General features: G+C 69.9%; 29 protein-coding genes. 15 read left to right on the top strand and 14 right to left on the bottom strand.

Translation table 11 applies throughout. From position 1 onward, the window contains the following. Nucleotides 1–118 precede the first annotated feature (118 nt). Nucleotides 119–1,225, top strand: coding sequence for an NAD(P)/FAD-dependent oxidoreductase (locus ACFHNC_RS11735; RefSeq protein WP_437169405.1), 1,107 nt, complete (start codon nucleotides 119–121; stop codon nucleotides 1,223–1,225). Here the strand turns inward: ACFHNC_RS11735 and ACFHNC_RS11740 are convergent. The 3 genes from ACFHNC_RS11740 to ACFHNC_RS11750 are packed head-to-tail and all read right to left on the bottom strand — an operon-like array spanning nucleotide 1,215 to nucleotide 2,578. After that, nucleotides 1,215–1,925: a metal-dependent hydrolase gene (locus ACFHNC_RS11740; RefSeq protein ID WP_437169406.1), complete on the bottom strand. Its 711-nt coding sequence runs from the start codon at nucleotides 1,923–1,925 to the stop codon at nucleotides 1,215–1,217. The two genes, ACFHNC_RS11735 and ACFHNC_RS11740, sit on opposite strands and share 11 nt — an antisense overlap. A 52-nt stretch (nucleotides 1,926–1,977) precedes the next feature. Continuing rightward, a complete protein-coding gene (locus ACFHNC_RS11745) occupies nucleotides 1,978–2,388 on the bottom strand; it encodes a PaaI family thioesterase (protein WP_437169407.1) in 411 nt (136 codons plus the stop codon). Between the two features lie 4 nt (nucleotides 2,389–2,392). After that, nucleotides 2,393–2,578 carry a DUF4169 family protein gene (locus ACFHNC_RS11750; RefSeq protein WP_437169408.1) on the bottom strand — a complete coding sequence of 62 codons (186 nt, stop codon included), beginning with the start codon at nucleotides 2,576–2,578 and terminating at the stop codon, nucleotides 2,393–2,395. A 39-nt stretch (nucleotides 2,579–2,617) separates the two neighbouring features. Here ACFHNC_RS11750 and ACFHNC_RS11755 point away from each other — a divergent pair, with 39 nt between their 5' ends. Together ACFHNC_RS11755 and ACFHNC_RS11760 are read left to right on the top strand one after the other, a co-directional pair. Next, nucleotides 2,618–3,283 carry a dienelactone hydrolase family protein gene (locus tag ACFHNC_RS11755; RefSeq protein WP_437169409.1) on the top strand — a complete coding sequence of 222 codons (666 nt, stop codon included), beginning with the start codon at nucleotides 2,618–2,620 and terminating at the stop codon, nucleotides 3,281–3,283. Between the two features lie 4 nt (nucleotides 3,284–3,287). Beyond that, nucleotides 3,288–3,506, top strand: coding sequence for a hypothetical protein (locus tag ACFHNC_RS11760; RefSeq protein WP_437169410.1), 219 nt, complete (start codon nucleotides 3,288–3,290; stop codon nucleotides 3,504–3,506). 10 nt (nucleotides 3,507–3,516) lie between these two features. On the opposite strand, the gene ACFHNC_RS11765 is transcribed toward ACFHNC_RS11760, so the two are convergent. Continuing rightward, entirely contained in the window at nucleotides 3,517–4,287 is a 771-nt protein-coding gene (locus ACFHNC_RS11765; protein ID WP_437169411.1) for a YoaK family protein, read from the bottom strand. A gap of 185 nt (nucleotides 4,288–4,472) precedes the next feature. Here ACFHNC_RS11765 and ACFHNC_RS11770 point away from each other — a divergent pair, with 185 nt between their 5' ends. Next, nucleotides 4,473–5,228 (top strand): SH3 domain-containing protein, encoded by a 756-nt coding sequence (locus ACFHNC_RS11770; RefSeq protein ID WP_437169412.1) that lies wholly within the window; start codon nucleotides 4,473–4,475, stop codon nucleotides 5,226–5,228. A 9-nt stretch (nucleotides 5,229–5,237) separates the two neighbouring features. On the opposite strand, the gene ACFHNC_RS11775 is transcribed toward ACFHNC_RS11770, so the two are convergent. The 4 genes from ACFHNC_RS11775 to petA form a co-directional block, all read right to left on the bottom strand. Continuing rightward, a complete protein-coding gene (locus tag ACFHNC_RS11775; RefSeq protein WP_437169413.1) occupies nucleotides 5,238–6,134 on the bottom strand; it encodes an S-methyl-5'-thioadenosine phosphorylase in 897 nt (298 codons plus the stop codon). Nucleotides 6,135–6,280: 146 nt separating this feature from the next. Then, nucleotides 6,281–7,066 carry a cytochrome c1 gene (locus ACFHNC_RS11780; protein ID WP_437169414.1) on the bottom strand — a complete coding sequence of 262 codons (786 nt, stop codon included), beginning with the start codon at nucleotides 7,064–7,066 and terminating at the stop codon, nucleotides 6,281–6,283. Then, entirely contained in the window at nucleotides 7,066–8,337 is a 1,272-nt protein-coding gene (locus ACFHNC_RS11785; RefSeq protein ID WP_437169415.1) for a cytochrome b, read from the bottom strand. The genes ACFHNC_RS11780 and ACFHNC_RS11785 overlap by 1 nt, the downstream gene beginning before the upstream one ends. 62 nt (nucleotides 8,338–8,399) lie before the next feature. Beyond that, on the bottom strand, nucleotides 8,400–8,972 hold the full coding sequence (gene petA, locus ACFHNC_RS11790) for a ubiquinol-cytochrome c reductase iron-sulfur subunit (protein WP_437169416.1): 573 nt from the start codon (nucleotides 8,970–8,972) through the stop codon (nucleotides 8,400–8,402). Nucleotides 8,973–9,363: 391 nt separating this feature from the next. Between petA and hemF the strand changes: the two genes are divergently transcribed. From hemF to ACFHNC_RS11830, 8 genes are all read left to right on the top strand, one after another. Continuing rightward, on the top strand, nucleotides 9,364–10,257 hold the full coding sequence (hemF, locus tag ACFHNC_RS11795; RefSeq protein WP_437169417.1) for an oxygen-dependent coproporphyrinogen oxidase: 894 nt from the start codon (nucleotides 9,364–9,366) through the stop codon (nucleotides 10,255–10,257). Between the two features lie 96 nt (nucleotides 10,258–10,353). Beyond that, the gene (locus ACFHNC_RS11800) at nucleotides 10,354–10,929 is read left to right on the top strand and encodes a hypothetical protein (RefSeq protein WP_437169418.1); all 576 of its coding nucleotides are present in this window, start codon (nucleotides 10,354–10,356) and stop codon (nucleotides 10,927–10,929) included. After that, entirely contained in the window at nucleotides 10,929–11,927 is a 999-nt protein-coding gene (locus tag ACFHNC_RS11805) for a Bug family tripartite tricarboxylate transporter substrate binding protein (protein WP_437169419.1), read from the top strand. The genes ACFHNC_RS11800 and ACFHNC_RS11805 overlap by 1 nt, the downstream gene beginning before the upstream one ends. A gap of 209 nt (nucleotides 11,928–12,136) precedes the next feature. Beyond that, on the top strand, nucleotides 12,137–12,589 hold the full coding sequence (locus ACFHNC_RS11810; protein ID WP_437169420.1) for a tripartite tricarboxylate transporter TctB family protein: 453 nt from the start codon (nucleotides 12,137–12,139) through the stop codon (nucleotides 12,587–12,589). 2 nt (nucleotides 12,590–12,591) lie between these two features. Beyond that, the gene (locus tag ACFHNC_RS11815; RefSeq protein ID WP_437169421.1) at nucleotides 12,592–14,130 is read left to right on the top strand and encodes a tripartite tricarboxylate transporter permease; all 1,539 of its coding nucleotides are present in this window, start codon (nucleotides 12,592–12,594) and stop codon (nucleotides 14,128–14,130) included. 8 nt (nucleotides 14,131–14,138) lie between these two features. After that, the gene (locus tag ACFHNC_RS11820) at nucleotides 14,139–14,759 is read left to right on the top strand and encodes a DedA family protein (protein WP_437169422.1); all 621 of its coding nucleotides are present in this window, start codon (nucleotides 14,139–14,141) and stop codon (nucleotides 14,757–14,759) included. A 35-nt stretch (nucleotides 14,760–14,794) separates the two neighbouring features. Beyond that, nucleotides 14,795–15,466 (top strand): tyrosine-protein phosphatase, encoded by a 672-nt coding sequence (locus ACFHNC_RS11825; protein ID WP_437169536.1) that lies wholly within the window; start codon nucleotides 14,795–14,797, stop codon nucleotides 15,464–15,466. Between the two features lie 57 nt (nucleotides 15,467–15,523). Next, nucleotides 15,524–15,766, top strand: coding sequence for a DUF2188 domain-containing protein (locus ACFHNC_RS11830; RefSeq protein WP_437169423.1), 243 nt, complete (start codon nucleotides 15,524–15,526; stop codon nucleotides 15,764–15,766). Between the two features lies 1 nt (nucleotide 15,767). Here ACFHNC_RS11830 and ACFHNC_RS11835 read toward each other — a convergent pair whose 3' ends face one another. The 6 genes from ACFHNC_RS11835 to ACFHNC_RS11860 are packed head-to-tail and all read right to left on the bottom strand — an operon-like array spanning nucleotide 15,768 to nucleotide 21,094. After that, nucleotides 15,768–16,451, bottom strand: coding sequence for a CatB-related O-acetyltransferase (locus ACFHNC_RS11835; protein ID WP_437169424.1), 684 nt, complete (start codon nucleotides 16,449–16,451; stop codon nucleotides 15,768–15,770). Further along, nucleotides 16,448–18,202 carry an ABC transporter ATP-binding protein gene (locus ACFHNC_RS11840; RefSeq protein ID WP_437169425.1) on the bottom strand — a complete coding sequence of 585 codons (1,755 nt, stop codon included), beginning with the start codon at nucleotides 18,200–18,202 and terminating at the stop codon, nucleotides 16,448–16,450. Before ACFHNC_RS11840 ends, ACFHNC_RS11835 begins: the two co-directional genes overlap by 4 nt. A gap of 47 nt (nucleotides 18,203–18,249) precedes the next feature. Next, on the bottom strand, nucleotides 18,250–19,491 hold the full coding sequence (locus ACFHNC_RS11845) for a CCA tRNA nucleotidyltransferase (RefSeq protein ID WP_437169426.1): 1,242 nt from the start codon (nucleotides 19,489–19,491) through the stop codon (nucleotides 18,250–18,252). Then, complete coding sequence (locus ACFHNC_RS11850; RefSeq protein WP_437169427.1) at nucleotides 19,488–19,730, bottom strand: hypothetical protein; 243 nt, start codon at nucleotides 19,728–19,730, stop codon at nucleotides 19,488–19,490. The genes ACFHNC_RS11845 and ACFHNC_RS11850 overlap by 4 nt, the downstream gene beginning before the upstream one ends. A gap of 42 nt (nucleotides 19,731–19,772) precedes the next feature. Beyond that, nucleotides 19,773–20,387, bottom strand: coding sequence for an NUDIX hydrolase (locus ACFHNC_RS11855; RefSeq protein WP_437169428.1), 615 nt, complete (start codon nucleotides 20,385–20,387; stop codon nucleotides 19,773–19,775). Then, nucleotides 20,384–21,094 (bottom strand): DUF1285 domain-containing protein, encoded by a 711-nt coding sequence (locus ACFHNC_RS11860; protein ID WP_437169429.1) that lies wholly within the window; start codon nucleotides 21,092–21,094, stop codon nucleotides 20,384–20,386. The genes ACFHNC_RS11855 and ACFHNC_RS11860 overlap by 4 nt, the downstream gene beginning before the upstream one ends. Nucleotides 21,095–21,289: 195 nt before the next feature. On the opposite strand from ACFHNC_RS11860, the gene ACFHNC_RS11865 reads away from it, so the two are divergent. The 3 genes from ACFHNC_RS11865 to ACFHNC_RS11875 are packed head-to-tail and all read left to right on the top strand — an operon-like array spanning nucleotide 21,290 to nucleotide 25,904. Next, nucleotides 21,290–22,294: an AAA family ATPase gene (locus ACFHNC_RS11865; RefSeq protein WP_437169430.1), complete on the top strand. Its 1,005-nt coding sequence runs from the start codon at nucleotides 21,290–21,292 to the stop codon at nucleotides 22,292–22,294. Beyond that, the gene (locus ACFHNC_RS11870; protein WP_437169431.1) at nucleotides 22,287–23,147 is read left to right on the top strand and encodes a DUF58 domain-containing protein; all 861 of its coding nucleotides are present in this window, start codon (nucleotides 22,287–22,289) and stop codon (nucleotides 23,145–23,147) included. The genes ACFHNC_RS11865 and ACFHNC_RS11870 overlap by 8 nt, the downstream gene beginning before the upstream one ends. Nucleotides 23,148–23,174: 27 nt before the next feature. After that, nucleotides 23,175–25,904 (top strand): DUF4159 domain-containing protein, encoded by a 2,730-nt coding sequence (locus tag ACFHNC_RS11875; protein WP_437169432.1) that lies wholly within the window; start codon nucleotides 23,175–23,177, stop codon nucleotides 25,902–25,904. The last annotated feature ends 2 nt before the right edge of the window (nucleotides 25,905–25,906 follow it).

Below are 25,906 nucleotides of genomic sequence, written 5' to 3' on the forward strand. Positions count from 1 at the left end.
CTGACGCTAGGCCTCGGCGGGTGGTGCGTGCAAGGCCATCGAACCTGCATCTGGTCCCGAGCCCTCCCCTTCCGGCCCGAATTGCCATACCCATCCTCCAACGGATCGGGGGACAACAATGGACCAGGTGGATTGCGTGGTGGTGGGGGCAGGCGTTGTCGGCCTCGCCGTGGCCCGGGCGCTGGCCCAGGCGGGGCGGGAAGTGCTGGTGCTGGATGCCGCGGAGGGTATTGGCACCGAGACCTCCTCGCGCAATTCCGAGGTCATTCACGCCGGCATCTACTACAAGGCCGGCAGCCTCATGGCGAAGACCTGCGTCGCCGGCAAATGGAAGCTGTACGATTACTGCGAAAGCCACGGCGTGCCGCATCGCCGCTGCGGCAAGCTGATCGTCGCGACCAGCCAAGCGGAGGCCGAGCAGTTGGAAGGTATCCGCCAGCGTGCCGCCGCCAATGGGGTGGACGACCTTCGCTTCATCTCGGGCGAGGAAGCCCGCGCGATCGAGCCTTCGCTGTCCTGCACCGCGGCGCTGGTCTCCCCTTCCACCGGCATCATCGACAGCCACGCCTACATGCTCGCCTTGCAGGGCGATGCCGAGGATGCCGGCGCGATGTTCGCCTTCCACGCCCCGGTGCTGCGGGGCCGCGTCGTGGGGCAGCAAATCGAATTACAGGTGGGTGGCGCGGAGCCGATGGCGCTGTCCTGCAACCTGCTGGTGAACTCCGCCGGCCTGCACGCGCCGGGCCTGGCGCGGCGGATCGAGGGGGTGCCGGAGGCGCACATCCCCGGTGCTTTCTACGCCAAGGGCAACTATTTCAGCCTGACCACCAAATCCCCGTTCAGCCGGTTGATCTACCCGGTGCCGGTGCCGGGCGGGTTGGGGACGCACCTGACCATCGATCTCGGCGGCCAGGCGCGGTTCGGGCCGGATGTCGAGTGGATCGACCGGATCGACTACAATGTGGACCCGCGGCGGGGGGAGCTGTTCTACGACTCCATCCGCCGCTGGTGGCCCGGCCTGCCGGATGGCGCGCTGGCGCCCGGCTATTCCGGCATCCGCCCCAAGACCGTGCCGAAGGGTGCGCCGGGCCAGGATTTCGTCATCCAGGGGCCGGCGGTGCATGGCGTGCCGGGGCTGGTGAACCTGTTCGGGATCGAGAGCCCCGGCCTCACCGCCTCCCTCGCCGTGGCGGAGGAGGTGATGGCGCTGGTCCCTACAGCGTAAACGCCACGCCAATCTCCGGCACCAGCACCTTTGCCTTGGCGCCCGCCATCTCCCGCTCGAACGCGGAGGCATCCGGCGCGATCATCGGGAAGGTGCCGAAATGGCACGGAATGGCGGTGGTGACGCTGGGCAGGAAGCGCTTCACCGCCAGGGCACCGCGCTTGCCGTCCATGGTGAAGCGGTCGCCCACCGGCACCATCGCCACCGTCGGGCTGTGCAGCTCGCCGATCAGCGCCATGTCGCCGAACACCTCGGTATCGCCCATGTGATAGACCACCGGCTCCCCGGCCATCTTCGGCGTGATCACCACCCCGCCCGGCAGGCCGAGATCCTGCGTCACGCCATTCTCGTCCATGACGGCCGAGGAATGGAAAGCGATGGTCAGAGTCACCGAAAAATCGTCCTGCTGCGTGGTGCCGCCGGTGTTCATCGGGTCCATGGCCTTCAGCCCCTGGCGGGCGAGCCACATGCAGATCTCGAAATTCGCCACCACCTTGGCGCCGGTGCGCTGGTGGATCGCCATGGTGTCGCCGACATGGTCGCTATGGCCATGCGTCAGCAGCACATGGGTGGCGCCCGCACTCGCCGCTTCGACATCGCCCTTGAACACCGGGTTGCCGGTCAGGAAGGGGTCGATCAGCACGACCGAGTTGCCGAACTCCAGGCGATAGGCCGAATGCCCGAACCAGGTGATTTTCATCGTATTCTCCGTCTGTCGCTGCGCGGGTTCTAGCCCAGCCGGGCCTCCTACGTCACCGCGGGGCGAGCAGCTTCCAGATGCCGGTGGCCGCGATCACCGCCGTATCGCCCGCGCGCAGCGTGCCGCGCACGAAGACCACGCTGCGGGTCTGCCGGGTGATCTCGCCGGAGCCCACCAGGAACATCCCCGGCATGGCGGCGGCCAGGTAGTGCAGGTCGAGCTGGATGGTGGCGAGGTTCATCCCGCCGCCGGTCGCCGCGCGCACCATCAGCCCCAGGCTGTGGTCCATGAAGGTGGCGAGGATCCCGCCATGGATCACGCCGCGACCATTGGCGTGGTCCGACCGGGCCTGGAAGCCGTATTCGGCGCCGCGCTGCCACAGCGGGTTGGCGGTCTCCGGCAGGCCGGAGGGGGTGACGATGTTCCAGCCATGGGCGGCCGGGTCGAAATCGGGGTTCTGCATCGGCTCAGTCTTCCGCGGATTCCCGCTTCGCGCCATCCAGCAGCGCGTCCCGCCGCGCCTCCGCCTGGGCGTCCGCCAGCTTCTCCGCCTTGGTGCGGCCGTGCTTCACCCGGTTGGCGGCGGCCTCCGCCTCCGCCTGTCGCTTCGCCTGCGCCTTGCGCGCATGGTTGAGGTTGACGAGCTTGCCCATACAGGAACACTAACGCGCGAAACCTGCGCGGGAAACGTCATGCAGATCGAGCTGAATGCCGCCGATGGCCACCGCCTGAACGCCTATCGCGCCGGCCCGCCGGACGCCAGGCGCGCCCTGGTGGTGGTGCAGGAGATTTTCGGCGTGAACCGCCACATGCGCCATGTCTGCGACGCCTTCGCGGCGCAGGGCTATGCGGTGATCTGCCCGGCGCTGTTCGACCGCGTCGAGCGTGGCGTGGAACTCGGCTATGCCGCGGAGGATGTGGCCCGCGGCCGCGACCTGCGCGCCAAGGTCGATGAGCGCGGCACGATGCTGGACATCGAGGCCGCCGCCGCCGCCCTGCCGGGCACCGCAGCCCACGGCATTGTCGGCTATTGCTGGGGCGGCACCATCGCCTGGTGGGGCGCCACGCGCAGCACCAGCTTCAAGGCGGCCTGCGGCTGGTATGGCGGCGGCATCGCCGGCACCCGCACCGAAACCCCCTCCTGCCCCGTGCAGCTGCATTTCGGCGAGGTCGATGCCTCCATCCCGATGGCGGATGTCGATCTGATCCGCACGGCGCAGCCGGGCGTCGAGGTCTTCGTCTACAAGGGCGCCGGCCACGGCTTCGGATGCGAGGAGCGCGGGTCCTACAAGCCGGCCGATGCCGATGTCGCGCAGGCGCGGACACTGGCCTTCTTCGCCAAGCATCTGGGGGGCTGACGCCATGCTCGGTTATTACATCACCTCGGGCATCTGCCTGGCCCTGCTCGTCATGATCCCGATCTGGAGCCCGGACGGGGCGCAGCCGTCCTACCCGTTCTGGATGATCCTGCTGCTGGCGCTGATCGTCCTCATCGTCCCGATCGTGCTGCGCCGCCGCAAGCGGGAGGGCGCCGCCCAGGCCGGCGAGCTGGCCGTGCGGCTGGAGGAAGTGAAGGACTGAACCCCGCCGGTCACGGTGCCCGCCGTCGCAGCACCGCGGCGGCGGCGCCCGGTGCGGTGCCGAGCAGGCCGAGCAGCAGCGCCAGCGGTAGCGCGGCCGCGGCGCCGACATGGCTGAAGCCAAGCGCGCCCAGCACACCGCCGCCCATGAAGGCGCCGAGCATCGCGCCCAGCAGCCGCAGCTTGGCACGGTCTGCCCTGACCGCCGGCCCATCGCTCCGGTTCCAATAGGCCAGCTTGCCCAGCTCGATGCCGATATCCGTGACGATGCCGGTCACATGCGTGGTCCGCAGCCGGGCGCCGGAGACCTTGGTGATGGTCGCGTTCTGCAGCCCCATGATGAAGCACAGCACCGGCACCCCGACCACCGCGGCAAAGGGGCTCAGCCCCACCATCATGCCCGCCGCGCCCAGCCCGGCCAGCAGCACCCCCTCCAGCAGCAGCGGCATTGCGTATTGCCGGCGCCTGTCGTTCCGCCTTCCCCAGTTGATCAGCCAGGCGGAGGTTGCGGCGCCGGCGGTGAAACTGACCAGCGCCACCAGCCCGGCCCCCACCAGCACCCAGGCGCCGAGCGCGGCAAAATCTGCGATGGCGGAGACGATGCCCGACATGTGGGAGGTGTAGTGCCCGACGGCGGAGAACCCGCCGGCATTGATGGCGCCGGCGATGAAAGCCAGCGCCAGTGCCAGGCCGCGGTCCCCATTCTCGCTGCGCTGACGCGCCACGAGGCGGTGGGCGAGCAGGATGGCGGGGGCGATCGGACGCAGAAAACGAACCCGCATCAGCCCGCTGCCGGCCTCTGCCGCGCCGAATGTGTCGCGGGGGACATGAAACGCTACGCCGTGCCGTGAGGCGGCCAGACTAACGTGCCGGCGCGCGGCGCGGCAACCAGGCGGACTTCGCACGGAACCTTTCGCGTAACGGTGCGTCTTTGGCAGCAGCACCAGCCAGGAACGACCCAGCCAGCATGCATAAGGCCATTCCGGCCATTTCGGCCCTCGCACTCCTGGCCCTCGGCGCCGTGGCCGTACTCTCCCTCGACTGGAACACCGGCCCGGGCGTGACGCCGGAGGCCGCGCAACCGGAGCAGGTAGCCCGCACGGCGGAGGAGGCCGCGGTGGCCGCGTTGCGCGCGCATCTGCGCGGCCAGGGCGGCGAGACACTGACCAACATCGAGACCTATCCGCTGGAGGAGCCAGGGGCCTTCGCCGTTTGCGCCCGGATGGGCGGGCCGGCCGGGGCGGATGTGGTGGCGCGGGTGATCCCGGCGCTGGGCATCCTGGCCGGGCCGGATGGGCGCCAGTCGGTGCCAGACCTGGCCCGCAACTCCCGCAGCATGGTGGTGATGGAGGATGGGCCAGGCCTCTGGCGCGGCGGCGCGCCGGGGCTGCCGCGGCAGCGCTATTGCGGGGCTGCGCAGCCTGCCATCGCGGGGCCGGCGCCGGTCGCCGAACCGCCTGCGGCAAACCCGCTGCCCGGCATCCCTTTCGAAGACCCCAGGCCAGCCACGGTCGATTCGGCAAGCGGCGGCGGAAACGTCACGGTGCTCAGCCCGGTGCGGGTACGGTCGGGGCCGAGCGGCCAGTCGGAGATCCTGTGGGTCGCGGAACGTGGCCGGGTCTTCACCGTGCATGGCCACGCGCCCGGCGGCTGGGTGCTGATCGGCGATGCGACCACGCCGGCCGGCTGGGTGCATTCCAGCCTGCTCGATCCGGATATGTAGGCGGGGCCTTCAGCCCCGCAGCACGCGCCCGGCCACCGCATCCAGCTTCGCCAGCAGCGCCGGGTCCCGCATGTCGGGTGCCGTGATCAGCGCATGTTCCAGCGCCCGGTCGCAGCCGGCCGCGCAGGGGCCGCGCGGGGCGCCGAGGCTGGGCACCACATCCGCGATCAGGCCGCGCGCCTTGTCGGCATTGCCGAAAAGCACCTTGACCACCTGGTCCACCGTCACCGCCTCATGGTCCGGGTGCCAGCAGTCGAAATCCGTCACCATGGCGACGGTCGCGTAGCAAAGCTCGGCCTCCCGCGCCAACTTGGCCTCCGGCATGTTGGTCATGCCGATCACGCTGCAGCCCCAGCTCCGGTACAGCAGGCTTTCCGCCTTGGTGGAGAATTGCGGGCCTTCCATGACCAGGTAGGTGCCGCCCCGCGTCACCGGCAGGCCGAGCTTTTCGGCCGAGGCCTGCAACGCATCGCCGAGCCGCGGGCAGACCGGGTGGGCGACGGAGACATGGCCGACGCAGCCGGTCTCGAAGAAGGATTTCTCGCGTGCGAAGGTGCGGTCGATGAACTGGTCGACGATGACGAAATGCCCCGGCGGCAGCTCCTCCTTCAACGACCCCACGGCCGAGAGGGAGATGATCTCGGTGCAGCCGGCGCGCTTCATCGCATCGATATTGGCGCGGTAGTTCAGGCGGGATGGCGGGGTCGGGTGGCCGCGGCCATGGCGCGGCAGGAAGCGCACCGGCACGCCGGCCAGGGTGCCGTGCAGGATGGCGTCTGAGGGTTCGCCCCAGGGGCTGGCGATGCGCTTCCATTCGCGGCCCTCAAGGCCCGGAATGTCATACAGGCCAGAGCCGCCGATCAGGCCGATGACGGGGAAGATGGTTTCGGCAACAGGTTCGGACATGGGGGCAGGGCTCCTCGGTGCGCGGGGCTTCTACAATGGGATGCGCGCGGCTTGAAGCGCTGTCGCAAACAGCGAAAAGGGCCGCCCCCCTGCGGGAGCGGCCCTTGCGCAAACCAGCCTTCTGAAAACCAACCGGGAGGCTGGCTTCAGTGCTTCACGTCGGCCCAGACCTTCCGCTTCACGGCATAGGTCAGGCCCCCGAGGACGATCAGGAACAGCATCATCTTGATGCCCATGGCGCGCCGCTGCTCCGTCTCCGGCTCCGCCGCCCAGGCCAGGAAGGTGGTCACGTCGCGGGCCATCTGGTCCACCGTCGCCGCGGTGCCATCGGCGTATTCGACCTGGTCCGGGTTCAGGACGTTCGGCATGGCGATCTGATGACCGGGGTAGTAGGCGTTGTAGTACATGCCATCCGCCACGGTGAAGCCAGCGGGCGGGTCGACATAGCCGGTCAGCAGCGCATGCAGGTAGTTGGCGCCGTTCGCGCGCGCCTTGGTGATGGTCGACAGGTCCGGCGGGTAGGCGCCGTTGTTCGACGCACGCGCCGCCAGCTCATTGGCGAAGGGGCGGCGGAAGCGGTCCGACAGGCGGGCCGGGCGGTCGAACATCTCGCCCATGTCGTTCGGGCCGTCCCGCACTTCCACGCTGGCGGCAACGGCGCGGGCCTGGTCTTCGCTCAGCCCGATCTCCAGCAGGTTGCGGTAGGAGAGCTGGTACATGCCGTGGCAGGCAGCGCAGACTTCCTTGTACACCTGCAGGCCGCGCTGGGTGGAGCCACGGTCGAAGGTGCCGAAGAAGCCGGCGAAGCTGAAGCCGGCATTGGGCAGCACGATCGCCTCCCCGGCCGCATGGGCCGGGGTGGGCAGCGCCGCGCCCAAGGTGGTGGCGGCGCCCAGTACCAGGGCGCCGATCAGGTTGCGGAAGCCGCGCATCAGGCCTTCTCCATCGGCTTCGCCGCGGCGCCCGCAAACACCGGTCCACCACCGCGGAGGACAGGCATGGCGATGCTCTCGGGCAGCGACAACGGCCGTTCAAGGCGGCCAAGCAGGGGCAGGATCACCAGGAAGTAGGCGAAGTAGTAGGCGGTGGCGATGCGGGAGATCGTCACATACGGCTCCTCCGCCGGCTTGGCGCCTGCCCACATCAGCACGAAGAAGGACACCAGCCACAGATACAGCGCCCACTTTGCCACCGGGCGGAACCGCATGGACCGCACCGGCGAGGTGTCCAGCCAGGGCAGCACGAACAGCACGGCGATGGAGCCGAACATCAGCAAAACGCCGCCCAGCTTGTCCGGCACCGCGCGCAGGATCGCGTAGAAGGGCAGGAAGTACCATTCCGGCACGATGTGCGCAGGCGTCACCAGCGGGTTTGCCGGGATGTAGTTGTCCGCATGGCCGAGGTAGTTCGGCATGAAGAACACCAGGAAGGCGAAGACGATGAAGTACACGATCAGGCCGACGCTGTCCTTCGCCGTGTAGTACGGGTGGAAGGGCAGGGTATCCTGCGGGCCCTTCGGGTCAATGCCCAGCGGGTTGTTGGAGCCGGTGATGTGCAGCGCCGCCACATGCAGGAACACCACGCCGGCGATCATGAAGGGCAGCAGGTAGTGCAGGCTGAAGAAGCGGTTCAGCGTCGGGTTGTCCACCGAGAAGCCGCCCCACAGCCAGATCACGATGCTCTCGCCCACCAGCGGGATGGCGGAGAACAGGTTGGTGATGACGGTGGCGCCCCAGAAGGACATCTGGCCCCAGGGCAGCACGTAGCCCATGAACGCCGTGGCCATCATCAGCAGGAAGATGGTGACGCCGAGGATCCACAGAAGCTCACGCGGGGCCTTGTAGGACCCGTAATACATGCCGCGCCAGATATGGATGAACACCACGATGAAGAACATCGAGGCGCCGTTCATGTGCACGTAGCGGATCAGCCAGCCGTAGTTCACGTCGCGCATGATGCGCTCGACGCTGTCGAAGGCGTAGGCCGTGTGCGGCGTGTAGTTCATCGAAAGGAATACGCCGGTCGCGATCATGATCATCAGCGTGACCATGGCGAGCGCGCCGAAATTCCAGAAATAGTTGAAGTTCCGGGGCGTCGGGAACGTCCCGTATTCCTTCTGCATCATGGTGAACACCGGCAGACGCTGGTCGACCCAGCGAAGCACGGGGTTCTGGATGGTGCTGTCGTGAAGGCCGATGGCCATCTTGCCTGGCTCCCCAGTGGATGCCGAAGGGCGGACGCGGAGGATACCGCGCCCAGGCGCCTTCAGCCGATCCGGATTTGCGTGTCAGATGTAAAGCTGTAGTCCGGAACCGGAAGGTTCAGCGGGGCGGGACCGACGCGAATTCGCCCGGAGGTGTCGTAGTGGCTGCCATGGCAGGGGCAGAACCAGCCATTGTAGTCACCCTTCACATCGGTCGGCTTCTGGCCGAGCGGCACGCAACCGAGATGGGTGCAGACGCCAACCACCACCAGCCACTGGTCCTGCTGCACCCGGGTCTGGTCCGTTGCCGGATCCTTCAGCTCGGAAAGCGGCGTGGCGCGGGCGGCCTGGATATCCTCCGCCGTGCGATGGCGCACGAAGACCGGCTTGCCACGCCACACCACGGTGACCGCCTGGCCGACCGCGATCGGCGAGAGGTCCACTTCCGTCGACGCCAGCGCGAGCACGTCGCGCGCCGGGTTCATCGAGCTGATGAAGGGCCACACCACGGCGCCCACGCCAACCGCCGCGAAGGCGGCTGTCGTAAGCGTCAGGAAATCGCGCCGCGTCTCGCCTTGCGGCGTCCCGTGGGGCGCGCCGGAGGGCCCACCAGGGGACACCATTGTTTCGGCCATCTCGTCGTCCTTCTCCGCCTGCCGCCTTTGGGCCTGCCGACCGGCTGGACCCCGATCGGCCTGACCCGCTGTCCAGGGCACCATGCCGGTCCACTCCTCGGGACCCGCCGGGCGACCCGCATCGCCGCGAAACATGTGCACCAAACCGGCCGGTCGAGTGGCTCCTCGCTTGCGCGATGGGTGCCGGGAACCTGCACTGCCGGAATTGACGCTGCGCCGCATATAAAGGGTGGGTTGTGGCGGTGTCCATCCGCTGTCGTGCCTGAATTCTTGGGCGCCGCCCCCCGGCCAGCATCCTGGAGCCGGAAGGGTCGCCATCCGGTTAAGCCGCTGCCAATCTGGCGGAGGCGCGCGCCCCGCCAAGGGGCGTCCATCCGAGGAAAGTCCTGCCATGCCTGAAACGCCCGCCCAGCCCCCCAGCCATCCGATGGTCGAGCCTGCCCGCGCCTGGTTCGAAAGCCTGCGGGACCGGATCTGCGCGGCGTTCGAGGCGATCGAGGACGAACTGGCCGAAGGCCCGCATGCCGGCCTGCCCGCCGGCCGCTTCGTCCGCACGCCCTGGACCCGCCCGGAAGGTGGCGGCGGCACCATGGCGGTGATGAAGGGGCGGGTGTTCGAGAAGGTGGGCGTGAATGTCTCCACCGTCTTCGGCGAATTCTCGCCGGATTTCCGCAAGCAGATCCCGGGGGCGGAGGAAGACCCGCGCTTCCTCGCCACCGGCATCAGCCTGGTGGCGCATCAGCGCAGCCCGCGCGTGCCGGCCGTGCACATGAACACCCGCTTCATCCTGACCACCAAGGCCTGGTTCGGCGGTGGCGGCGACATCACGCCGATGGACCATGCGGCGCCGCACAGCGTGGAGGATGGCGCCCGCTTCCACGCCGCCTACAAGGCCGCCTGCGACCGCCACGACCCCACCTACTACCCGCGCTTCAAGCAATGGTGCGACGAGTACTTCTTCCTGCCGCACCGGAACGAGCCGCGCGGCCTGGGCGGCATCTTCTACGACTGGCTGGGCGACCGCACGCCAGGCAAAGGGGTGGAGGCGGATTTCGCCTTTACCAAGGATGTCGGCCTGGCCTTCCTGGAAGCCTATCCCGGCATCGTCCGCCACCGCATGCATGAGCCCTGGACCGAGGCGGAGCGCGCCCACCAGTTGATGCGCCGCGGGCGCTATGTGGAATTCAACCTGCTGTATGACCGCGGCACCATCTTCGGGCTGAAGACCGGCGGCAATGTCGAGGCCATCCTGATGTCCCTGCCACCGGAGACCGGCTGGCCCTGAGTGAGCCGGCCGAGAAGGTTGCCGGATTACGTTCCGGCAACCTTGATGCGGAGGCGGACGTTACCAATCTTCCATCTAACTGGAGGATCGACACGCATGGCCATCACCCGCAGGGAAGAACAGCGCCTTTTGTCGCATGATGAGGCGACGCTGGTGGCGCCGAGCCACCATCCGGAGCTGGGCCAGCTTTCGGCCGAGGATCTGCGGGCCCTGGCGGAGCGTATTCGTACCCAGCAACGCCGCGCCCGCGATCTGGTGCGCGAAGCAACCCGCGCGCGCCGCGGCAAGGGAGAGGCACGCAGCGCCACCACCTCGGCGGAGCGGCTGTCCGAGAAGAAGCAAGTCTTCGCCGCCGCGCTGCGCCGGGTGAACGCCCAGTTCAAGCGTGCCGGGGATGCCCGCAAGCCGAAGGGCGCCGCGCAGGGCCTGCGCCAGGCGCTGGAGCGCAGGCGGGCGGCGCGCCCGCACCACCCGCAGGCGGGCCGCCATGCCGGCAAGGGCATGCGCGACACCAGCCATACCGAAGTGCATCCTGGCCCGGACCCGCGCGCTATCGGCAGCATTTCGCAGGGCACCCGGAACAACCAGGCACGTCGACGGGTGAGTGGTAGCGGCGGCGGCCTGCTGCCGGTATCCTGTGCCTCGCCTATCACGTCCAGGAGAAACCAATAATGACCATCAGCCGCCGCGCCCTTTTGGGCACGACGCTCGGCGCGCCCTTCGCCGCCACCCTGCTGCCGCTGGCAAGCCCCGCGCTGGCGCAGGCGCAATGGCCCAGCCGGCCGGTTCGCGTGATCGTGCCGTGGCCGCCGGGTGGGTCTACCGACGTGCTCGCGCGGCTGCTCGCGGAGCAGCTCACCCAGAAGCTCGGCCAGCCCTTCGTGGTGGAGAACCGGCCCGGCGCGGGCGGCAATATCGGCCATGATGCCATCGCCAAGAGCAACCCCGATGGCCACACAATGGGTCCGGTGACGGTGGGTGGCTGGTCGATCAACCAGTACCTGTATGCCCGTCTGCCCTATGATCCGGAGAAGGACATCCAGCCGATCTCCATGCATTGGGAACTGCCCAATGTGCTGGCGGTGCCGGCGGCGCATATCCCGGCGACCAATCTGCGGGACTTCGTGACCTGGGCCAAGGCGAAGCAGGGCGGCGTGAATTATGGTTCGCCGGGTGTCGGCACCACGCCGCATCTCTCGGGCGCCATGTTCACCAGCCGCCTGGGGATCAACGCCGTGCATGTGCCGTTCCGCGGCGCGGCGCAGACCATTCCGGCGCTGCTGGGCGGTGATATCGACTTCGCGCTCGACAACCTGGCCTCCTATGTCCCGGTCATTGCCGGCGGCCAGATGCGGGCGCTGGCGGTGACCAGCGCGGAACGCTGGCCGACGCTGCCGGATGTGCCGACCATGGCGGAAGCCGGCGTGCCGGATTTCGTCGTCACCTCGTGGTGCGCCATGGCCTTCCCGGCTGGCGTGCCGGCCGCCATCACGCAGCGCGCGGCCGCGGCCATCAAGGAAGTGTCGGAGACCCCGGCGATGCAGGAGCGCTTCCTGCGCACCGGCGCCCGCGCCCTGTACGGCACGCCCGAGGAAGCCGCCGCCCGCGCGGCGCGGGAGCGGCCGATGTGGCGCGAGGTGGTGCAGCTTTCCGGCGCCCGCCTGGAATAGCACCCTTCTCCACGGCCTTGCGGCTGGGCGCGCTGCCGATCGGCAGCGCGCCTTTTTTTATGCCCGATGCGGTCAGGGGGCGCCGCGCAGACATGACCGGTCGCGGGACAACCTCGACACTTTCCACTTTGCAATGCGTTGCCCATGTGGCAGGGACAATCTTCCTCGGAAGTCCCGCCTTCCGGGCAAGCAATGCGTGAGGACCTGGAATGCATCGGCGTGACTGGACAGATATCATCGGGGGGCTGCTGCTCCTGGTCTTCGGACTGTGGTTCCTCTGGCATGCGCAGACTCATTACAATCTGGGCGAAATGCGCCGCATGGGTCCGGGGGCCTTTCCGGCCGGCCTTGGGGTACTGATGGCTGTGTTCGGTTTGCTGATCATGGTCCCCGCCTGGTTTCGTCCGGGTGATCTCCCGGTTCCGTCCTTCCGTCCGCTGATCTGCATCATCGGGGCCGGCCTGGGTTTCGCCCTTGTGGTCGAGCCCTTCGGCCTGGTGCCCGCGACCTTCGCGGTGGTCGTCATTTCTTCCTTCGCGGAGCGTGAGCTGCGGCCGGTCCGCACCCTCATCCTGGCCGCGGCGCTCGCCGTCATGGCCGTTACCGTCTTCTCGAAGGGCCTTGGCATTCCCGTGCCCGCCTTCCGTTGGGGGAGCTACTGAGCATGGAAACCCTCGGCATGCTCGGGATGGGGTTCCTCGTCGCCCTGTCGCCTGAAAACCTGTTCTACTGCTTCCTTGGCGTCTTCCTTGGCACCTTCATCGGGGTGCTGCCGGGCATCGGCTCGCTCGCCACCATCTCCATGCTGCTGCCGTTGACCTTCCATGTGCCGGCGACCACGGCGATCATCATGCTGGCGGGCATCTATTATGGTGCCTCCTATGGTGGCTCCACCGCCTCGATCCTGCTGAACTTGCCGGGGACGCCATCCGCTGCGGTGGCCTGTCTCGATGGCTACCCGATGGCCAAGCAGGGCCGCGCCGGTGTCGCGCTGTTCATGACCACCATCGCCTCCTTCGTCGGCGCCAGCCTTGGCATCGTCATCCTGACGCTGTTCGCGCCGCGCCTGGCGGAGGTGGCGCTGTCCTTCGGCCCGGCGGACTACTTCGCCATGATGCTGCTCGGCCTGGTGGCTGCGGCGACGCTGGCGCAGGGCTCGCCGGCCAAGGGCATCGCCATGGTGCTGTTCGGCCTCTGCCTCGGCATGGTCGGCACCGATGTGCAGACCGGCCAGCAGCGCTTCACCTTCGACATCCCCTACCTGTCGGACGGCGTCAGCCTGGTGGCCATCGCCATGGGCCTGTTCGGCGTGGCGGAGGTAATCGGCTCCATCGGCCGGGTCACCAACCGGGAAGTCACGTCGCAGAAGATCACCATGCGGTCGATGATGCCGACCAAGGCCGATTGGAAGGCCTCCTGGAAGCCGATGCTGCGCGGCACCGGCGTCGGCAGCTTCTTCGGCGCACTGCCGGGCGCGGGCGGCACCATCGCCTCCTTCATGTCCTACGCAGTGGAGAAGAAGGTCGCGAAGGATCCGTCCCGCTTCGGCAAGGGCGCGATCGAGGGTATCGCCGCACCGGAATCGGCCAATAACGCCGCCGCCCAGACCGCCTTCATCCCGACCCTGACGCTCGGCATCCCGGGTGACTCGGTGATGGCGCTGATGCTCGGTGCGCTGATCATCCAGGGCATCCAGCCCGGGCCGCGGCTGATGACGGAATATCCGGAACTGTTCTGGGGCCTGATCGCCAGCTTCTGGCTCGGCAACATCATGCTGCTGGTGCTGAACATCCCGCTGATCGGCCTGTGGGTGGCGATGCTGCGGATCCCCTATTCCATTCTGTACCCGGCCATCCTGCTGTTCATCTGCATCGGCGTGTTCAGCATCAACAACAGCCACTTCGACGTGCTGGTGGTGATGTTCTTCGGCGTCGTCGGCTACATCATGATCAAGCTGAAATTTGAGCCGGCGCCCCTGCTGCTCGGCTTCATCCTGGGTCCGCTGATGGAAGAACATCTGCGGCGCGCCATGCTGCTGTCGCGCGGCGACCTGGCCGTGTTCATGGAGCGGCCGATCAGCGCCGGCTTCTTGAGCGTGACCGCGGTGCTGCTAATCTATGCCATCTATGCCACGATCCGCGGCCGCAGCGTTGCCGCGGCGCTGCGCCGGACCGAGGCCAACAACCCGCCGGCGGGGGCATAAACCGGCAGATGGAAGCCTTCACGGCATCGGTGATCGCGTGGGCGGAGGCGCATGCGGCCTGGGCGCCGCTGATCGCCTTCGGCATCGCCTTCATCGAATCCCTGCCGCTGATCGGCATCTTCCTGCCCGGCTCGGCGCTGCTGCTGGGCCTCGGCCTGCTGATCGGCACCGGGGTGGTGCCGGTTTGGCCGGTGCTGCTGGCCACCATCCTGGGCGCGGTGGTGGGGGATGCGCTGGGCTTCTGGCTTTCGCGCTGGCTGGGGCCGGGCTTCGTGCGGACCCATCTGCCGCGCCGGCACCGGCGCATGTATGGGCGCGGCGTGCTCGCCTTCCGCAAATGGGGCATCTGGGCGGTGTTCATCGCCCGCTTCATCAGCCCGCTGCGCGCCGTCGCGCCGATCATCGCCGGCGTGTCGCGCATGCGGGAATGGCGGTTCCAGGTGGCGAATGTGACCTCCGCCCTTATCTGGGCGCCCGTGCTGCTGTTGCCGGGCACGCTGGCCGGCTATGTGGCGGCGGTACTGGATGACCGGGGCGACACGCTGCTGCTGGTGGGCCTGGTCGTCGCCGTGCTCGCCGTCTGGTGGGGGCTGCGCGCCTACTGGAACCGGGCGACGGCGCCGCAATAGCGGGGCGTCTGGCCATCCGGGCGCGCAGCGGCCATATCGAGGCGGTGAACCTTTCCTCCTCCACCGGGCGCCGCGCCGCCTGGATCAACAGCCTGCTGGTCGACCACGCCGCGCTGCGCATTCCCTGGCGGAATTGGGGGGTGGTGGAGCCTGGCCGGCTGTACCGGTCCAACCACCCACTGCCCTGGCAGCTTGATGAAGCCAAGCGCCGCTTCGGGCTGCGTTCGGTCATCAACCTGCGCGGCCACCGCCAAAATTGCGGCAGCGATGCGCTGGGCCGGGCGCGGGCCGGGGAGCTTGGCCTGGTGCATGCCGATGCACCTTTCGAAAGCCGCGGCGCCCCCCACAAGGACCGCATCCTGCGCCTGGTGGATCTGCTGGCGGAGGTGCCGGAGCCGCTGCTGATCCATTGCAAATCCGGCGCCGACCGCACCGGCCTGATCGCGGGCGTCTGGCTGTTGCTGCAGGGCCGCCCGGTGGAGGCGGCGCTGGACCAGCTGCATTGGCGCTTCGGCCATGTCTCGGCCAGCCGGACCGGAATCCTGGACGCCTTCTTCAAGACCTATGCCGCCTTCCAGGCGCAGCACGGCCCGAAGCCCTTCCTCGACTGGCTGCGCCAGAATTACGACGAGGGCGCGCTGCGCGCCGATTTCCAGAGCCGCCCCTGGGCCGACCGGCTGGTGGATGGGGTGTTGCGGCGGGAATAGGGAACCCGTGCGCGCCCGGCCACGTTCGCCCGGTGCAACAGAGGCGGGAGCGTTACCATGGACCGCATCCATTATCGCGTCGTCGAACATGATGGCGGCTGGGCCTACAAGCTCGGCGACGTCTTCTCCGAGCCCTTCCCCACCCATGACGCGGCCCTGCAGCGTGCGCGGGACGTGGCGCGGCAGCAGCATGTGCCGGGCAATTCGGGGGCGATCATCGAATACCAGGATGCCAAGGGCGAATGGCACACGGAGTTCTCCGCCGCCGGTGACCGGCCGGAGGCCGATGTGGCAGGGTAGGCTACCTCTCGGCCGCGGCGAAATCCTCCAGCGCCGCGACGCCGCCCTTGGCCAGGATCGGGATGGCCCGCGCCACCCGCGCGGCGGGCCAGTCCCACCAGGCGAGCGCCACCAGCCGCACAGCATCTTCCTCGGTGTAGCGGCGGCGCACCACGCGGGCCGGGTTGCCGGCGACCACCGCGTAATCCGGCACGTCCCGCGTCACCACCGCCCGCGCGCCGATCACGGCGCCATGCCCGATGCGCACGCCGGGCATCACCAGCGCCTCCATCCCCACCCAGATGTCGTGGCCGAGCACCGTGTCCCCGGATGGACGCCAGGGATATTCCGCCAGCGGCAGGGCGCTGGCGAAGGCGCCGCCCATGATGCCGAAGGGGTAGGTGCTGGGGCCGGCCATGGCGTGCATCGCATCGGGCATCATGAAGCGCACGCCGCTGGCCAGGGCGCAGAACTTGCCGATCTCCAGCCGCGCGCCGCTGGCCTGGAAATTGTAGATCACGTTGCGGCGGAAGAAGTCCTTCGCGTGCAGCGGGTCGTCGTAATAGGTCAAGTCACCCACCGCGCAGTTGGTGATTCCGGGCATGGTGGCCAGCAGCGGCTTCAGGAAGACGATGCGCGGCTTGTTCGGCACCGGGTGCAGCGCATCCGGATCCGGCATCGCGGCGGCTTCCGCTTTCGACCTCATGCCGCGAAGGCCTGGGTGCGGACCAGCCGGGCGTAGAGGCCATCTTCCGCCATCAGCGCCGCATGCGTGCCCTGTTCCACGGCGCGCCCGCCCTCCATCACCACGATCAGGTCGGCATCCCGCACCGTGGACAGGCGATGCGCGATGACCAGCGTGGTGCGGCCCTGCCGCAGACGGGCGAGCGCCTGCTGCACCAGCGCCTCATTCTCCGCATCCAGCGCGCTGGTCGCCTCATCCAGCAGCAGCACGCGGGGGTTTCGCAGCAGGGCGCGCGCCAGCGAAACGCGTTGCCGCTGCCCGCCCGAAAGCCGCGATCCCTGGGTGCCGAGCGGCGTCGCATAGCCCTGCGGCAGCGCCGCCAGGAAATCATGTGCCGCCGCCGCGCGCGCGGCATCCTCCACCTGTTCGGGGGTCGCGCCGGGGCGGCCGCAGGCGATGTTGGCGAAGGCGGTGTCGTCAAACAGCGTGGCGTCCTGGCCGACATAGGCGATGGCATCACGCAGGCTGGACAGCGTCACGTCGCGGATATCGGCGCCGTCAATCACGATGCGCCCCGCCGTCACCTCATACAGCCGCGGCACCAGCGCCAGTGCGGTGGACTTCCCGGCGCCGGAGGGGCCAACCAGCGCCACGGTGCGGCCGGGCGCGGCGGCGAAGCTGAGGCCGGTGAGCGCCGCATCCGGCACGCCGTCATAGGCGAAGCCCACAGCCTCGAAGGCCACGCTGCCCTCACCCGGCGGCAGGGTCGCGGCACCGGGGCGGTCGGTGATGCGGGGCGCCTCGTCGATGCTTGCAAAGCTGCGGGACAGGCCGGCCAGCCCCTCCTGCAACGCCGCGTTCAGGTTGCCCAGCGCTCGGGCCGGTTGCGCGGCGATCAGCAGCGCCGCGACGAATCCCGTAAAATCGCCGATGGTGCCGAGGCCGGTCGAGACGCGCCAGCCGACGAAGCCGAGCACGGCGGCTACCGCGATCCCGCCCATCGCCTCCAGCACCGGGTCCAGCCGGGCGCGGGACCGGGCGATGGCAAGTTGGCTATCGCGCAGCCGCTCGAAGGCCTGGGAGGCGCGAATTTCCTCGGCCTCCTCCAGCCGGTAGGCGCGGACCACGCGGGCGGCGGCGAAGCTCTCCACCAGCAAGGCGGATGTCTCCCCCACCCGATCCTGCATGCCCGACGAGGCCCGGCGGATGCGCTTGCCGATGCGGAGAATCGGTACGGCGGCGATCGGGTACAGCAGCGAGGCCAGCAGCGCCATCTGCCAGTCGATCCACAGCATGGAGCCAACCAAGCCCAGCACCGTCAGCACATCCGCGATGCCGCTTAGGGATTTCGACAAGGCCTCCCGGATCAGCGCCGCATCGGTGGTGAAGCGGGCGGCGTGGCGGGCGGGTGCGTCGCGGGCGACGGCGGCGAGGTCCGCGCGGGTCAGCGCGGTGAACAATTGCCGCTGCAACCCGGCGATGACGCCCAGCACCACGGACTGGGTGGCCAGCGCCTTGCCATACATCGTCAGCGCCCGGGCCAGCGTGACCGCGATGATCAGCGGCGGCAGAATCCAGACCACGCCGGACTCGCCGGCCGCAAACAGGTTGAAGGCGCGCTGGATCACCAGCGGATACAGCGCCGTGGTGGCGGCGACGCCAACCGTGCAGATCGCGGCCAGCGCCAGGGCGCGCGGATGATGGCGCACATGCTCGCGCCACAGGCGGCGGATCAGCGGCAGGGAGGCAGCATCGAAGGCGGGGCGGGCCATGCGGGCCGTGTAGAGCAGGGATGGGCGGAGGGCGAGGGGGTTGGCCGTCAGGACCCCGTGCCGGGCTCCCCCAGGCGCCGCGCGGCTTCGGCCAGCAGCGCATCCCGATCCGCCCGGCAATCCCCGGCCAGCCACCAGGCCCGCAGCGTGCCGAGCAGGCTGCCCAGGCCGGGGCCGGGTGGCAGGCCCAGCGCCATCAGGTCGCGGCCGAGCAGCGGAAATTCCGGCTCCGCATCGCCGGGCGCAACAAGCTGCCGCAGCGCGTCCCAGCCTTCCCCACCCAGGCGGGCCTGCGCCACCCAGAGCGGCTCCGCCGGCGCTACCTGGCGCGCGGCCGCCTGCAATCGTGCCCGCCAGGCGCGCAGCGGGAAGCCGGCGGCGGTGGCCGGTATGGGCGGGGCGGGCGGGCGGTGCAGCACCGCCAACCTCGCTCGTTCCTCACCCGACAGGCGCAGGCGGGTGGCGAGCGCGCCGCTATCCGCATCCTCCGCCAGCAGGACTGCGAGGCGCAGCAGCGCGTCCGCAGGCAGGCCGAGCGGGATCATCCGCCGCAGCCGGTCCGGCACCGTGCCCTCCGGCAGCACCGCATCCAGCAGCCCGCATTCCGCCATCAGCGCCAGCGCGCGGGAGGGATCGGGCGCCGGCAGCAGTCGCTTCAACTCCATCCAGATGCGTTCCGGCGCGATGCGGGTGCGAAACCCCGGCACGGCATCGGCAATGGCGGCCAGCGCGGCCGGGTCCGGCGCCCCTTGCCCGTAGCGGGCCCAGAAGCGGAAGAAGCGCAGCGCGCGCAGATAATCTTCCGCCAGCCTGGTCGCCGCATCGCCGACAAAGCGCACCCGGCCGGCCGCCAAATCCTCGCGGCCGCCGAAATAGTCCCAGATGCGGCCCTCGGCATCCATCGACATGGCATTGAAGGAAAAGTCGCGCCGCGCCGCATCTTCCCGCCAATCGGTGGTCCAGGCGACCTCTGCATGGCGGCCGTCCGTCACCAGGTCGCGGCGCAGCGCGGTGACCTCCACGGGCTGGCGGTGCAGCACGGCGGTGACGGTGCCGTGCGCGAGGCCGGTCTCGAACACCTTCAGCCCGGCCGCGCGCAGCTTCTCCGCGATCGCCTCCGGCGGCAGGGGAGCGGCGACATCCACATCCTGCACCGGCCGGCCCGCGAGCGAATCCCGCACGCAACCGCCTACCGCCCGCGCCCCGGGCAGCGCCGCCAGCACGGCGGCCGGCGCGGCTTCGGCCAGGAAGGCGGGGGGCGGGATGCGGTGGTGCGGCGCGTCGTTCAACGTACGGGGTCAAGCCGGCTGGGCAGCACCCGCCCATCCGGGCCGAGGCTGGGCGGGGTATAGACGCCGCGCGTGATGTCCTGCTCGTTCAGCCGCACCCAGAGCCCCACCCCGGCGCCCACCAGTACCGTGATGCCGAGCGCCACCAGCACCGCCCGAGGCGGCCTGCGCCCGGTGGGGCCGAGCCACAGCCAGAGCAGCCAGGCAACCAGCGGCAGCAACAGAAGAAGAATGGCCATGAAGCCTCATACCCCGCATGCGCCGTGCAGGGCAGGACCGGATCAGTCCTGCCGCAGCACCCGCGACAGATTCATCAGGATGGTGGCGGTGGCGCCCCAGACCAGATGTTCCGCATGCGGCCAGACCCAGTATTCCCGCATCCGCCCGCGCCATTCGGTGCGGCGCCGGGTGGGCGCCGTGGGGTCGAACAGCAGCGCCAGGGGCAGTTCGAACACTGTTTGCACCTCGGAGGGGTCTGGCGTCAGCACCACCGGCGGATCGATGAAGGCGACGATCGGGGTCACGCGGTAGCCGGTGCCCGTCATGTGATCGGGCAGCGTGGCGGCGACCACCGGCAGGCGCGGGTCGAGCCCGACCTCCTCCGCCGCTTCCCGCAGGGCCGCCTGCTCGGCCGTTTCGCCAAGCTCGATCCGGCCGCCGGGAAAAGCGACCTGCCCGGCATGGGCGGCGAGACGGGTGGAACGCAGGGTCAGCAACACGCCCGGACCCGTCGCGTGCCAGATGATCGGCACCAGCACGGCCGCCGGGACCGGGCCGCCGGGGCGACCGGCCGCATCCTCCGCATCGTCGAAGGCGGTGGCGCCGGCGCGGGACAGAAACGCGGGGTCGGAGAGCCGCGCCGTGATGTGTTGGCGCGAGGGCAGCAGCAATGTCACTCGGCCGCCGGCATCCCGGCGTTGCGGGCCGCGTTGCGTGGAGGGGAAGTTCGGCCACGGCGGGCAGGCGGCGGGTCCGCGGCCAGCACCGGCACATCATCGATCGGGAAGAACACGCCTTGTGACCACACGCCGAGCTTGGCGCGGCCATCCACCTCCTCCTGCTCCGCCAGCGCCACCAGCTCGTAGAACACGGCGCGGTTGATGCGGGCCTCAAGGCCCGGGCGGACGGTGATGTAGGGGCGTGGCTCCCGCGTGCGGGGGTCGATGGTGACGCGGATCGGGTGATCCGAATCGGCGGTGACCATCTCATCGAGGTTGGTGCGGAAGGTCAGGCACTGGCGCGGTTCGGCGGCGGGGACGCCGGCGGGCACGAAGGGGTCGGCACAGCTGCGCCACCACATCTCCACCGCCACGAAGGGCGCGTCCTCCACCTCGATCCGGCCACGCTCGACCGGGGTTTCCAGCCAGAAGCTGCCATCCTCCTCCCGCTTCAGGACGGAGGCGAACAGGCAGACCAGTTCCTTCCGGCCGATCAGGCTGCCCTTGTAGTGCCAGCTTCCATCGCGCGCGATTCGCATGGAAAAATCGCCACATTCGGTCCGCAGCGGCGGCATGCGGCCGACGCCCGGTTTGGCGGTGCTGACAAGGCGCGCCGGGGAATGCCCTTGCGCCGCCTCAGTCGCTCCGGATCGTGCTTCGCTCATCAATATATTCCGCGCCTGTGACCGTGGGCAAAAAGCCTCGGCCCCGGGGCTGACGACCAACTCGCCCCGGTTCCCGTCTCCGCCGCCCGCGACACCATGATCTTGCGATTGATGCACTGCGATGTGGCATCCGGGATGGGTGGAGTGGATACTCGACCCATATCGGACCTGACGCATATAGGGAGCCTGACCCGCATGGTGGAAGTGGTTGACGCTGCCGAGGCGGAATCTCTGCTGCAGGAGGCCGATTCTTTGGCCTTGCGGCTGGCGCGGGTCCGCGAAGGTGTCGGCCGTGTCATCTTCGGCCAGGAACAGGTGGTGGAGCGCACGCTCATCACGCTGCTTTCCGGCGGCCATCTGCTGCTGGTCGGCGTGCCGGGCTTAGGCAAGACCAAGCTGGTGGAGACGCTGGGCACGGTGCTCGGCCTCGATGCGCGGCGGGTGCAGTTCACGCCGGACCTCATGCCCTCCGACATCCTGGGCAGCGAGGTGCTGGAGGAGGATGTGCATGGCCGGCGATCCTTCCGCTTCATCAAGGGCCCGGTCTTCTGCCAGTTGCTGATGGCGGATGAGATCAACCGCGCCAGCCCGCGCACGCAATCCGCGCTGCTGCAGGCGATGCAGGAGCAGAAGGTGGCCATCGCCGGCGAAGTGCATGCCCTGCCGGCACCCTTCCATGTACTGGCGACGCAGAACCCGATCGAGCAGGAAGGCACCTATCCGCTGCCGGAAGCCCAGCTCGACCGCTTCCTGCTGGAGATCGACGTCAGCTACCCCGACCTCGCCGCCGAGCGCGCCATGCTGCTGGCGACGACGGGCGCGAAGGAGGCGAAGGCGGTGCCGGCGATGACCGGGGCGGAGCTGTCCGCCGCGCAATTGCTGATCCGCCGCCTTCCGGTCGGCGAACAGGTGCTGGAGGCCATCCTGCGCCTGGTCCGCAGCGCCCGGCCCGAGACCACCGAGATCGAAGCGGTGCGCCGCCACCTGGCCTATGGCCCCGGGCCCCGCGCGGCGCAGGCGCTGATGCTGGCCACCCGTGCGCGGGCGGTGCTGCAAGGCCGGCTCTCGCCGAGCCTGGAGGATGTGGAGGCGCTGGTGGAGCCGGTGCTGCGCCATCGCATGGCACTGAATTTCGCCGCCCGCGCGGATGGCGTGCATCTGGGTGAGGTGCTGGATACGCTGAAGGCGCAGCTTGGTTAACCCGGCCCGCCTCAACGTACCCTGGGCGGAACAGCTCGGCGCCAGGCTGCCGCCGCTGCTGGTGCAGGCGGAGCGCGTGGCCGCCACCGTCATGCCCGGCGTGCACGGACGCCGGCGTTCCGGCCCCGGGGAGGCCTTCTGGCAGTTCCGGCCCTATGTCGCGGGCGACCAGGCCAGCCGGATCGACTGGCGGCAATCCGGCAAGTCGGACCGTCTGTTCATCCGCGAGACCGAATGGGAATCGGCGCAGACCGTGGCGCTGTGGCGCGCCGCCGATCCCGGCATGGCCTGGCGCAGCGGCCGCGAATTGCCGACCAAGGCGGACCGCGCAGACCTGCTGCTGCTGGCGCTGGCGGCGCTGCTGCTGCGCGGAGGGGAACGGGTGCGGCTGTTTGGCCTGCCACGCCCCTATGCCGGCCGCGGCGCGCTGCCGCAGATTGCCGATGGGCTGAGCAGCATGGCGCCAAGGCCGGAGGATGCGCGGCTGGCGCGCCATGCCAGGGCGGTGCTGCTGGGCGATTTCTGGGACCCGCTGGAGGAGACGCGCCGCCTGATCTCGCGCCTGGCCGGCCAGGGCGTGCGCGGCCATCTGCTGCAGGTGATCGACCCGGCGGAAGAGACCCTGCCCTATGCCGGGCGGGTCCGCTTCGAATCCGTGCTGCCCGGCGCCCCCGGCACGCTGGTGCCGCGGGTGGAATCGGTGCGCGCGATCTATGCCGAACGCGTCGCCCGCCACCGGCAGGGCCTGGCCGCGCTGGCCGCCGCCGCGGGCTGGACCGTCGCCACGCACCGCACCGACCATCCGCCGGAAGCCGCCTTGTTGGCTTTGCACCAGCGGCTGGCTCCGGGATGAGGACACCAGAATGCTGAGCCTCGGACCATGTTGAGCCTCGGGCCGATCACCTTCGCCGCCCCGTGGCTGCTGCTCGCCCTGCCGGCGCTGCCGGTGCTGTGGTGGCTGCTGCGCGTCACGCCGCCGGCGCCGAAACGCCAGGAATTTCCCGCGCTGCGCCTGTTGCAGGAGTTGCCGGCGCCGGAGGAGACGCCCGCCCGCACCCCCTGGTGGCTGCTGGCGCTGCGGCTGGCGGCTGCGGCGCTGATGATCCTGGGCCTGGCGCGGCCGATCTGGGGGCCGACGGCGGGGGGCGGCGGGCAGGGACCGCTGCTGGTGGTGGTCGATGATGGCTGGGCCGCCGCCGCCGATTGGCCGGACCGCATGGCCGCCGCCGAGGCGGAGCTCGACGTCGCCGCCCGCGAAGGCCGCCGCACCACCCTGCTGCTGACCGCGCCTCCCGCCTTGGCGGAGACGCCCCGCATCACGGCGCTGATGCCGGCGGAGGAGTTGCGCGGCCGGCTGGTGGCGCTGCGCCCGAAACCCTGGGCACCGGACCGCGCCGCCGCGCTGGCGGCCCTGGCTGGCTGGTGGTCGAAGCATCAAGGCAGCTTTGCCGCGCTGTATGTGGCCGATGGCATCGAACATGCGGCGGAGGGCGATGCCTTCACCCCGCTCGCCACCGCGCTGGCTGAGGGTGGCGCCCTGGTGGTGGCCCGCAGCGAAGGTCGCCCGACCCGCCTGCTGCCGCCCCCGCGCGCCGAGGCCGACCAGTTGGCGCTGACCGTGCTGACCACGCCGCTGCCGGTGCCGAGCCAGGCGGCCGTGCTGGCCCGCACCGGCGATGGCCGCACCCTGGCGCGCGCCGAGATCACCGTGCTGGCCGGCGCGACCCGGGCCGAGGCCGCGCTGCCGCTGCCACTGGAAATCCGCAACCAGGTGGTGCGGCTGGATCTGGATGGCATCGCCGGGGCCAATGCCACGGTGCTGCTGGATGAACGCTTTCGGCGCCGCCCGGTCGGGCTGATCGCGGGCGGCGAGGCGACGGCGGCCGATGTGCCGCTGATCGGGGAGCTGTTCTACCTGGACCGCGCCCTGGCCCCGCATGCCGAGCTGCGCCGCGGCAGCGTGCCGGAATTGCTGGCGCGACAGCTCTCGGTGTTGGTGCTGGCCGATCGCCCGGTGGCGGCGGGGCGCGAACGCGATGAACTCACCGCCTGGATCGAGGCCGGCGGTACGCTGGTGCGGTTCGCCGGGCCGCGGCTGGCGGAGAACCCGGACGGGTTGTTGCCGGTGCCGCTGCGCGCCGGGGAACGGCAGTTGGGTGGTGCCCTGTCCTGGGACCGGCCACAGGCGCTGGCGCCCTTCCCGGAAGGCTCACCCTTCCAGGGGCTGGAGCCGACGCCGGAGGTGACGGTGGAACGCCAGGTGCTGGCCGAACCCTCCGCCCGGCTGTCCGGGCACACCTGGGCGCGGCTTGCGGATGGCACGCCGCTGGTCACCTGGGACACTCGCGGCGCCGGGCGGATCGTGATGTTCCATGTGACGGCCAATGCCGAATGGTCGTCCCTGCCGCTATCCGGTCTGTTCGTGGACATGCTGCGCCGGCTGGTGGCGCTGTCCGCCGGCATTGGCGGCGCGGATGGGGAGGCGCCGCTGGCACCGATGGAAACCCTGGACGGCTTCGGCCAACTCGGCCCGCCCTCGCCGGGCGCGCAGCCGATTCCGGCCGCGCGGGTGGAGAATGAGGCACCTTCGCCGCGGCACCCACCGGGCTGGTACGGCTCCGGCACCAGCGGCGACGGCGCGCATCGCCGTGCGCTGAACCTCGGCGCGGGCGTGCAGGCGCCACGGCTGGCGGCTGCGGCGCCCGCGGGAACCACCATGCGGGCGATCGGCGGGGTGCCGGTGGAACGCGACCTCGGCCCCTGGCTGCTGGCGGCGGCGATGCTGTTGCTGGTGGCGGATCTGCTGGTCTCGCTCGGCCTGCGCGGGGTGCTGGCCCGGCCCGGACGGGTGGTGGCGGGGGCGCTGCTGGCGCTCGGGCTGCTGGCCGGGCCTGCCCAGGCGCAGGAGGGGGATGCGGCGCTGGCGACGCGGCTGGCCTATGTCGTCACCGGCGATTCGCAGGTGGATGAGATCAGCCGCGCCGGCCTCCTTGGCCTGTCCGACTTCGTCAATCGCCGCACCGCGGCCGCGCTGGCGGAACCGGCGCCGATCGTGCCGGGGCGGGATGATCTGTCCCTCTACCCATTGCTGTACTGGCCGGTCACCGGCGATGCGGCGCAGCCGGATCCGGCGGGCGTGGCGGCGCTGAACGGCTTCATGCGCAATGGCGGCATTATCCTGTTCGACACGCGCGATGAAGGCTCGGGCGTTGGCTTCACGCCCGGTGCTGCCGCCGCCTTGCGCCGGCTGACGCGGTATTTGACCGTGCCGCCGCTGGCCCCGGTGCCGGAGGATCATGTGCTGAAGCGCGCCTTCTACCTGTTGCAGGACCTGCCCGGCCGCTTCGCCGGCGGCACGGTCTGGGTGGCGCGGGACCAGGACCGGGCGAATGACAGCGTCAGCCCGGTCATCATCGGCGGGCATGACTGGGCCTCCGCCTGGGCGATCGATGCGCGGGGCAACAACCCCTATGCCGCGATCCCGGGCGGCAACCGGCAGCGCATCCTGGCCTATCGCTTCGGCACCAACCTCGTGATGTACGCGCTGACCGGCAACTACAAGGGCGACCAGGTGCATGTGCCGGCCATCCTGGAACGGCTGGGGAATTAACC

This window comes from Falsiroseomonas sp. E2-1-a4 (assembly GCF_051433165.1).
In the GTDB taxonomy this organism is placed as follows: Bacteria; Pseudomonadota; Alphaproteobacteria; order Acetobacterales; family Acetobacteraceae; genus Falsiroseomonas.

What these genes read in the sequence shown, in the direction of transcription:
- ACFHNC_RS11785 (WP_437169415.1), bottom strand. Translation starts at nt 8,337, where the DNA reads ATGGCCATCGGCCTTCACGACAGCACCATCCAGAACCCCGTGCTTCGC.
- petA (WP_437169416.1), bottom strand. Translation starts at nt 8,972, where the DNA reads ATGGCCGAAACAATGGTGTCCCCTGGTGGGCCCTCCGGCGCGCCCCAC.
- ACFHNC_RS11820 (WP_437169422.1), top strand. Translation starts at nt 14,139, where the DNA reads ATGGAAGCCTTCACGGCATCGGTGATCGCGTGGGCGGAGGCGCATGCG.
- ACFHNC_RS11865 (WP_437169430.1), top strand. Translation starts at nt 21,290, where the DNA reads ATGGTGGAAGTGGTTGACGCTGCCGAGGCGGAATCTCTGCTGCAGGAG.
- ACFHNC_RS11745 (WP_437169407.1), bottom strand. Translation starts at nt 2,388, where the DNA reads ATGCAGAACCCCGATTTCGACCCGGCCGCCCATGGCTGGAACATCGTC.
- ACFHNC_RS11760 (WP_437169410.1), top strand. Translation starts at nt 3,288, where the DNA reads ATGCTCGGTTATTACATCACCTCGGGCATCTGCCTGGCCCTGCTCGTC.
- ACFHNC_RS11740 (WP_437169406.1), bottom strand. Translation starts at nt 1,925, where the DNA reads ATGAAAATCACCTGGTTCGGGCATTCGGCCTATCGCCTGGAGTTCGGC.
- ACFHNC_RS11735 (WP_437169405.1), top strand. Translation starts at nt 119, where the DNA reads ATGGACCAGGTGGATTGCGTGGTGGTGGGGGCAGGCGTTGTCGGCCTC.
- ACFHNC_RS11830 (WP_437169423.1), top strand. Translation starts at nt 15,524, where the DNA reads ATGGACCGCATCCATTATCGCGTCGTCGAACATGATGGCGGCTGGGCC.
- ACFHNC_RS11800 (WP_437169418.1), top strand. Translation starts at nt 10,354, where the DNA reads ATGGCCATCACCCGCAGGGAAGAACAGCGCCTTTTGTCGCATGATGAG.
- ACFHNC_RS11840 (WP_437169425.1), bottom strand. Translation starts at nt 18,202, where the DNA reads ATGGCCCGCCCCGCCTTCGATGCTGCCTCCCTGCCGCTGATCCGCCGC.
- ACFHNC_RS11815 (WP_437169421.1), top strand. Translation starts at nt 12,592, where the DNA reads ATGGAAACCCTCGGCATGCTCGGGATGGGGTTCCTCGTCGCCCTGTCG.
- ACFHNC_RS11850 (WP_437169427.1), bottom strand. Translation starts at nt 19,730, where the DNA reads ATGGCCATTCTTCTTCTGTTGCTGCCGCTGGTTGCCTGGCTGCTCTGG.
- ACFHNC_RS11750 (WP_437169408.1), bottom strand. Translation starts at nt 2,578, where the DNA reads ATGGGCAAGCTCGTCAACCTCAACCATGCGCGCAAGGCGCAGGCGAAG.
- hemF (WP_437169417.1), top strand. Translation starts at nt 9,364, where the DNA reads ATGCCTGAAACGCCCGCCCAGCCCCCCAGCCATCCGATGGTCGAGCCT.
- ACFHNC_RS11755 (WP_437169409.1), top strand. Translation starts at nt 2,618, where the DNA reads ATGCAGATCGAGCTGAATGCCGCCGATGGCCACCGCCTGAACGCCTAT.
- ACFHNC_RS11805 (WP_437169419.1), top strand. Translation starts at nt 10,929, where the DNA reads ATGACCATCAGCCGCCGCGCCCTTTTGGGCACGACGCTCGGCGCGCCC.
- ACFHNC_RS11770 (WP_437169412.1), top strand. Translation starts at nt 4,473, where the DNA reads ATGCATAAGGCCATTCCGGCCATTTCGGCCCTCGCACTCCTGGCCCTC.
- ACFHNC_RS11810 (WP_437169420.1), top strand. Translation starts at nt 12,137, where the DNA reads ATGCATCGGCGTGACTGGACAGATATCATCGGGGGGCTGCTGCTCCTG.
- ACFHNC_RS11775 (WP_437169413.1), bottom strand. Translation starts at nt 6,134, where the DNA reads ATGTCCGAACCTGTTGCCGAAACCATCTTCCCCGTCATCGGCCTGATC.
- ACFHNC_RS11780 (WP_437169414.1), bottom strand. Translation starts at nt 7,066, where the DNA reads ATGCGCGGCTTCCGCAACCTGATCGGCGCCCTGGTACTGGGCGCCGCC.
- ACFHNC_RS11765 (WP_437169411.1), bottom strand. Translation starts at nt 4,287, where the DNA reads ATGCGGGTTCGTTTTCTGCGTCCGATCGCCCCCGCCATCCTGCTCGCC.
- ACFHNC_RS11875 (WP_437169432.1), top strand. Translation starts at nt 23,175, where the DNA reads ATGTTGAGCCTCGGGCCGATCACCTTCGCCGCCCCGTGGCTGCTGCTC.
- ACFHNC_RS11835 (WP_437169424.1), bottom strand. Translation starts at nt 16,451, where the DNA reads ATGAGGTCGAAAGCGGAAGCCGCCGCGATGCCGGATCCGGATGCGCTG.
- ACFHNC_RS11860 (WP_437169429.1), bottom strand. Translation starts at nt 21,094, where the DNA reads ATGAGCGAAGCACGATCCGGAGCGACTGAGGCGGCGCAAGGGCATTCC.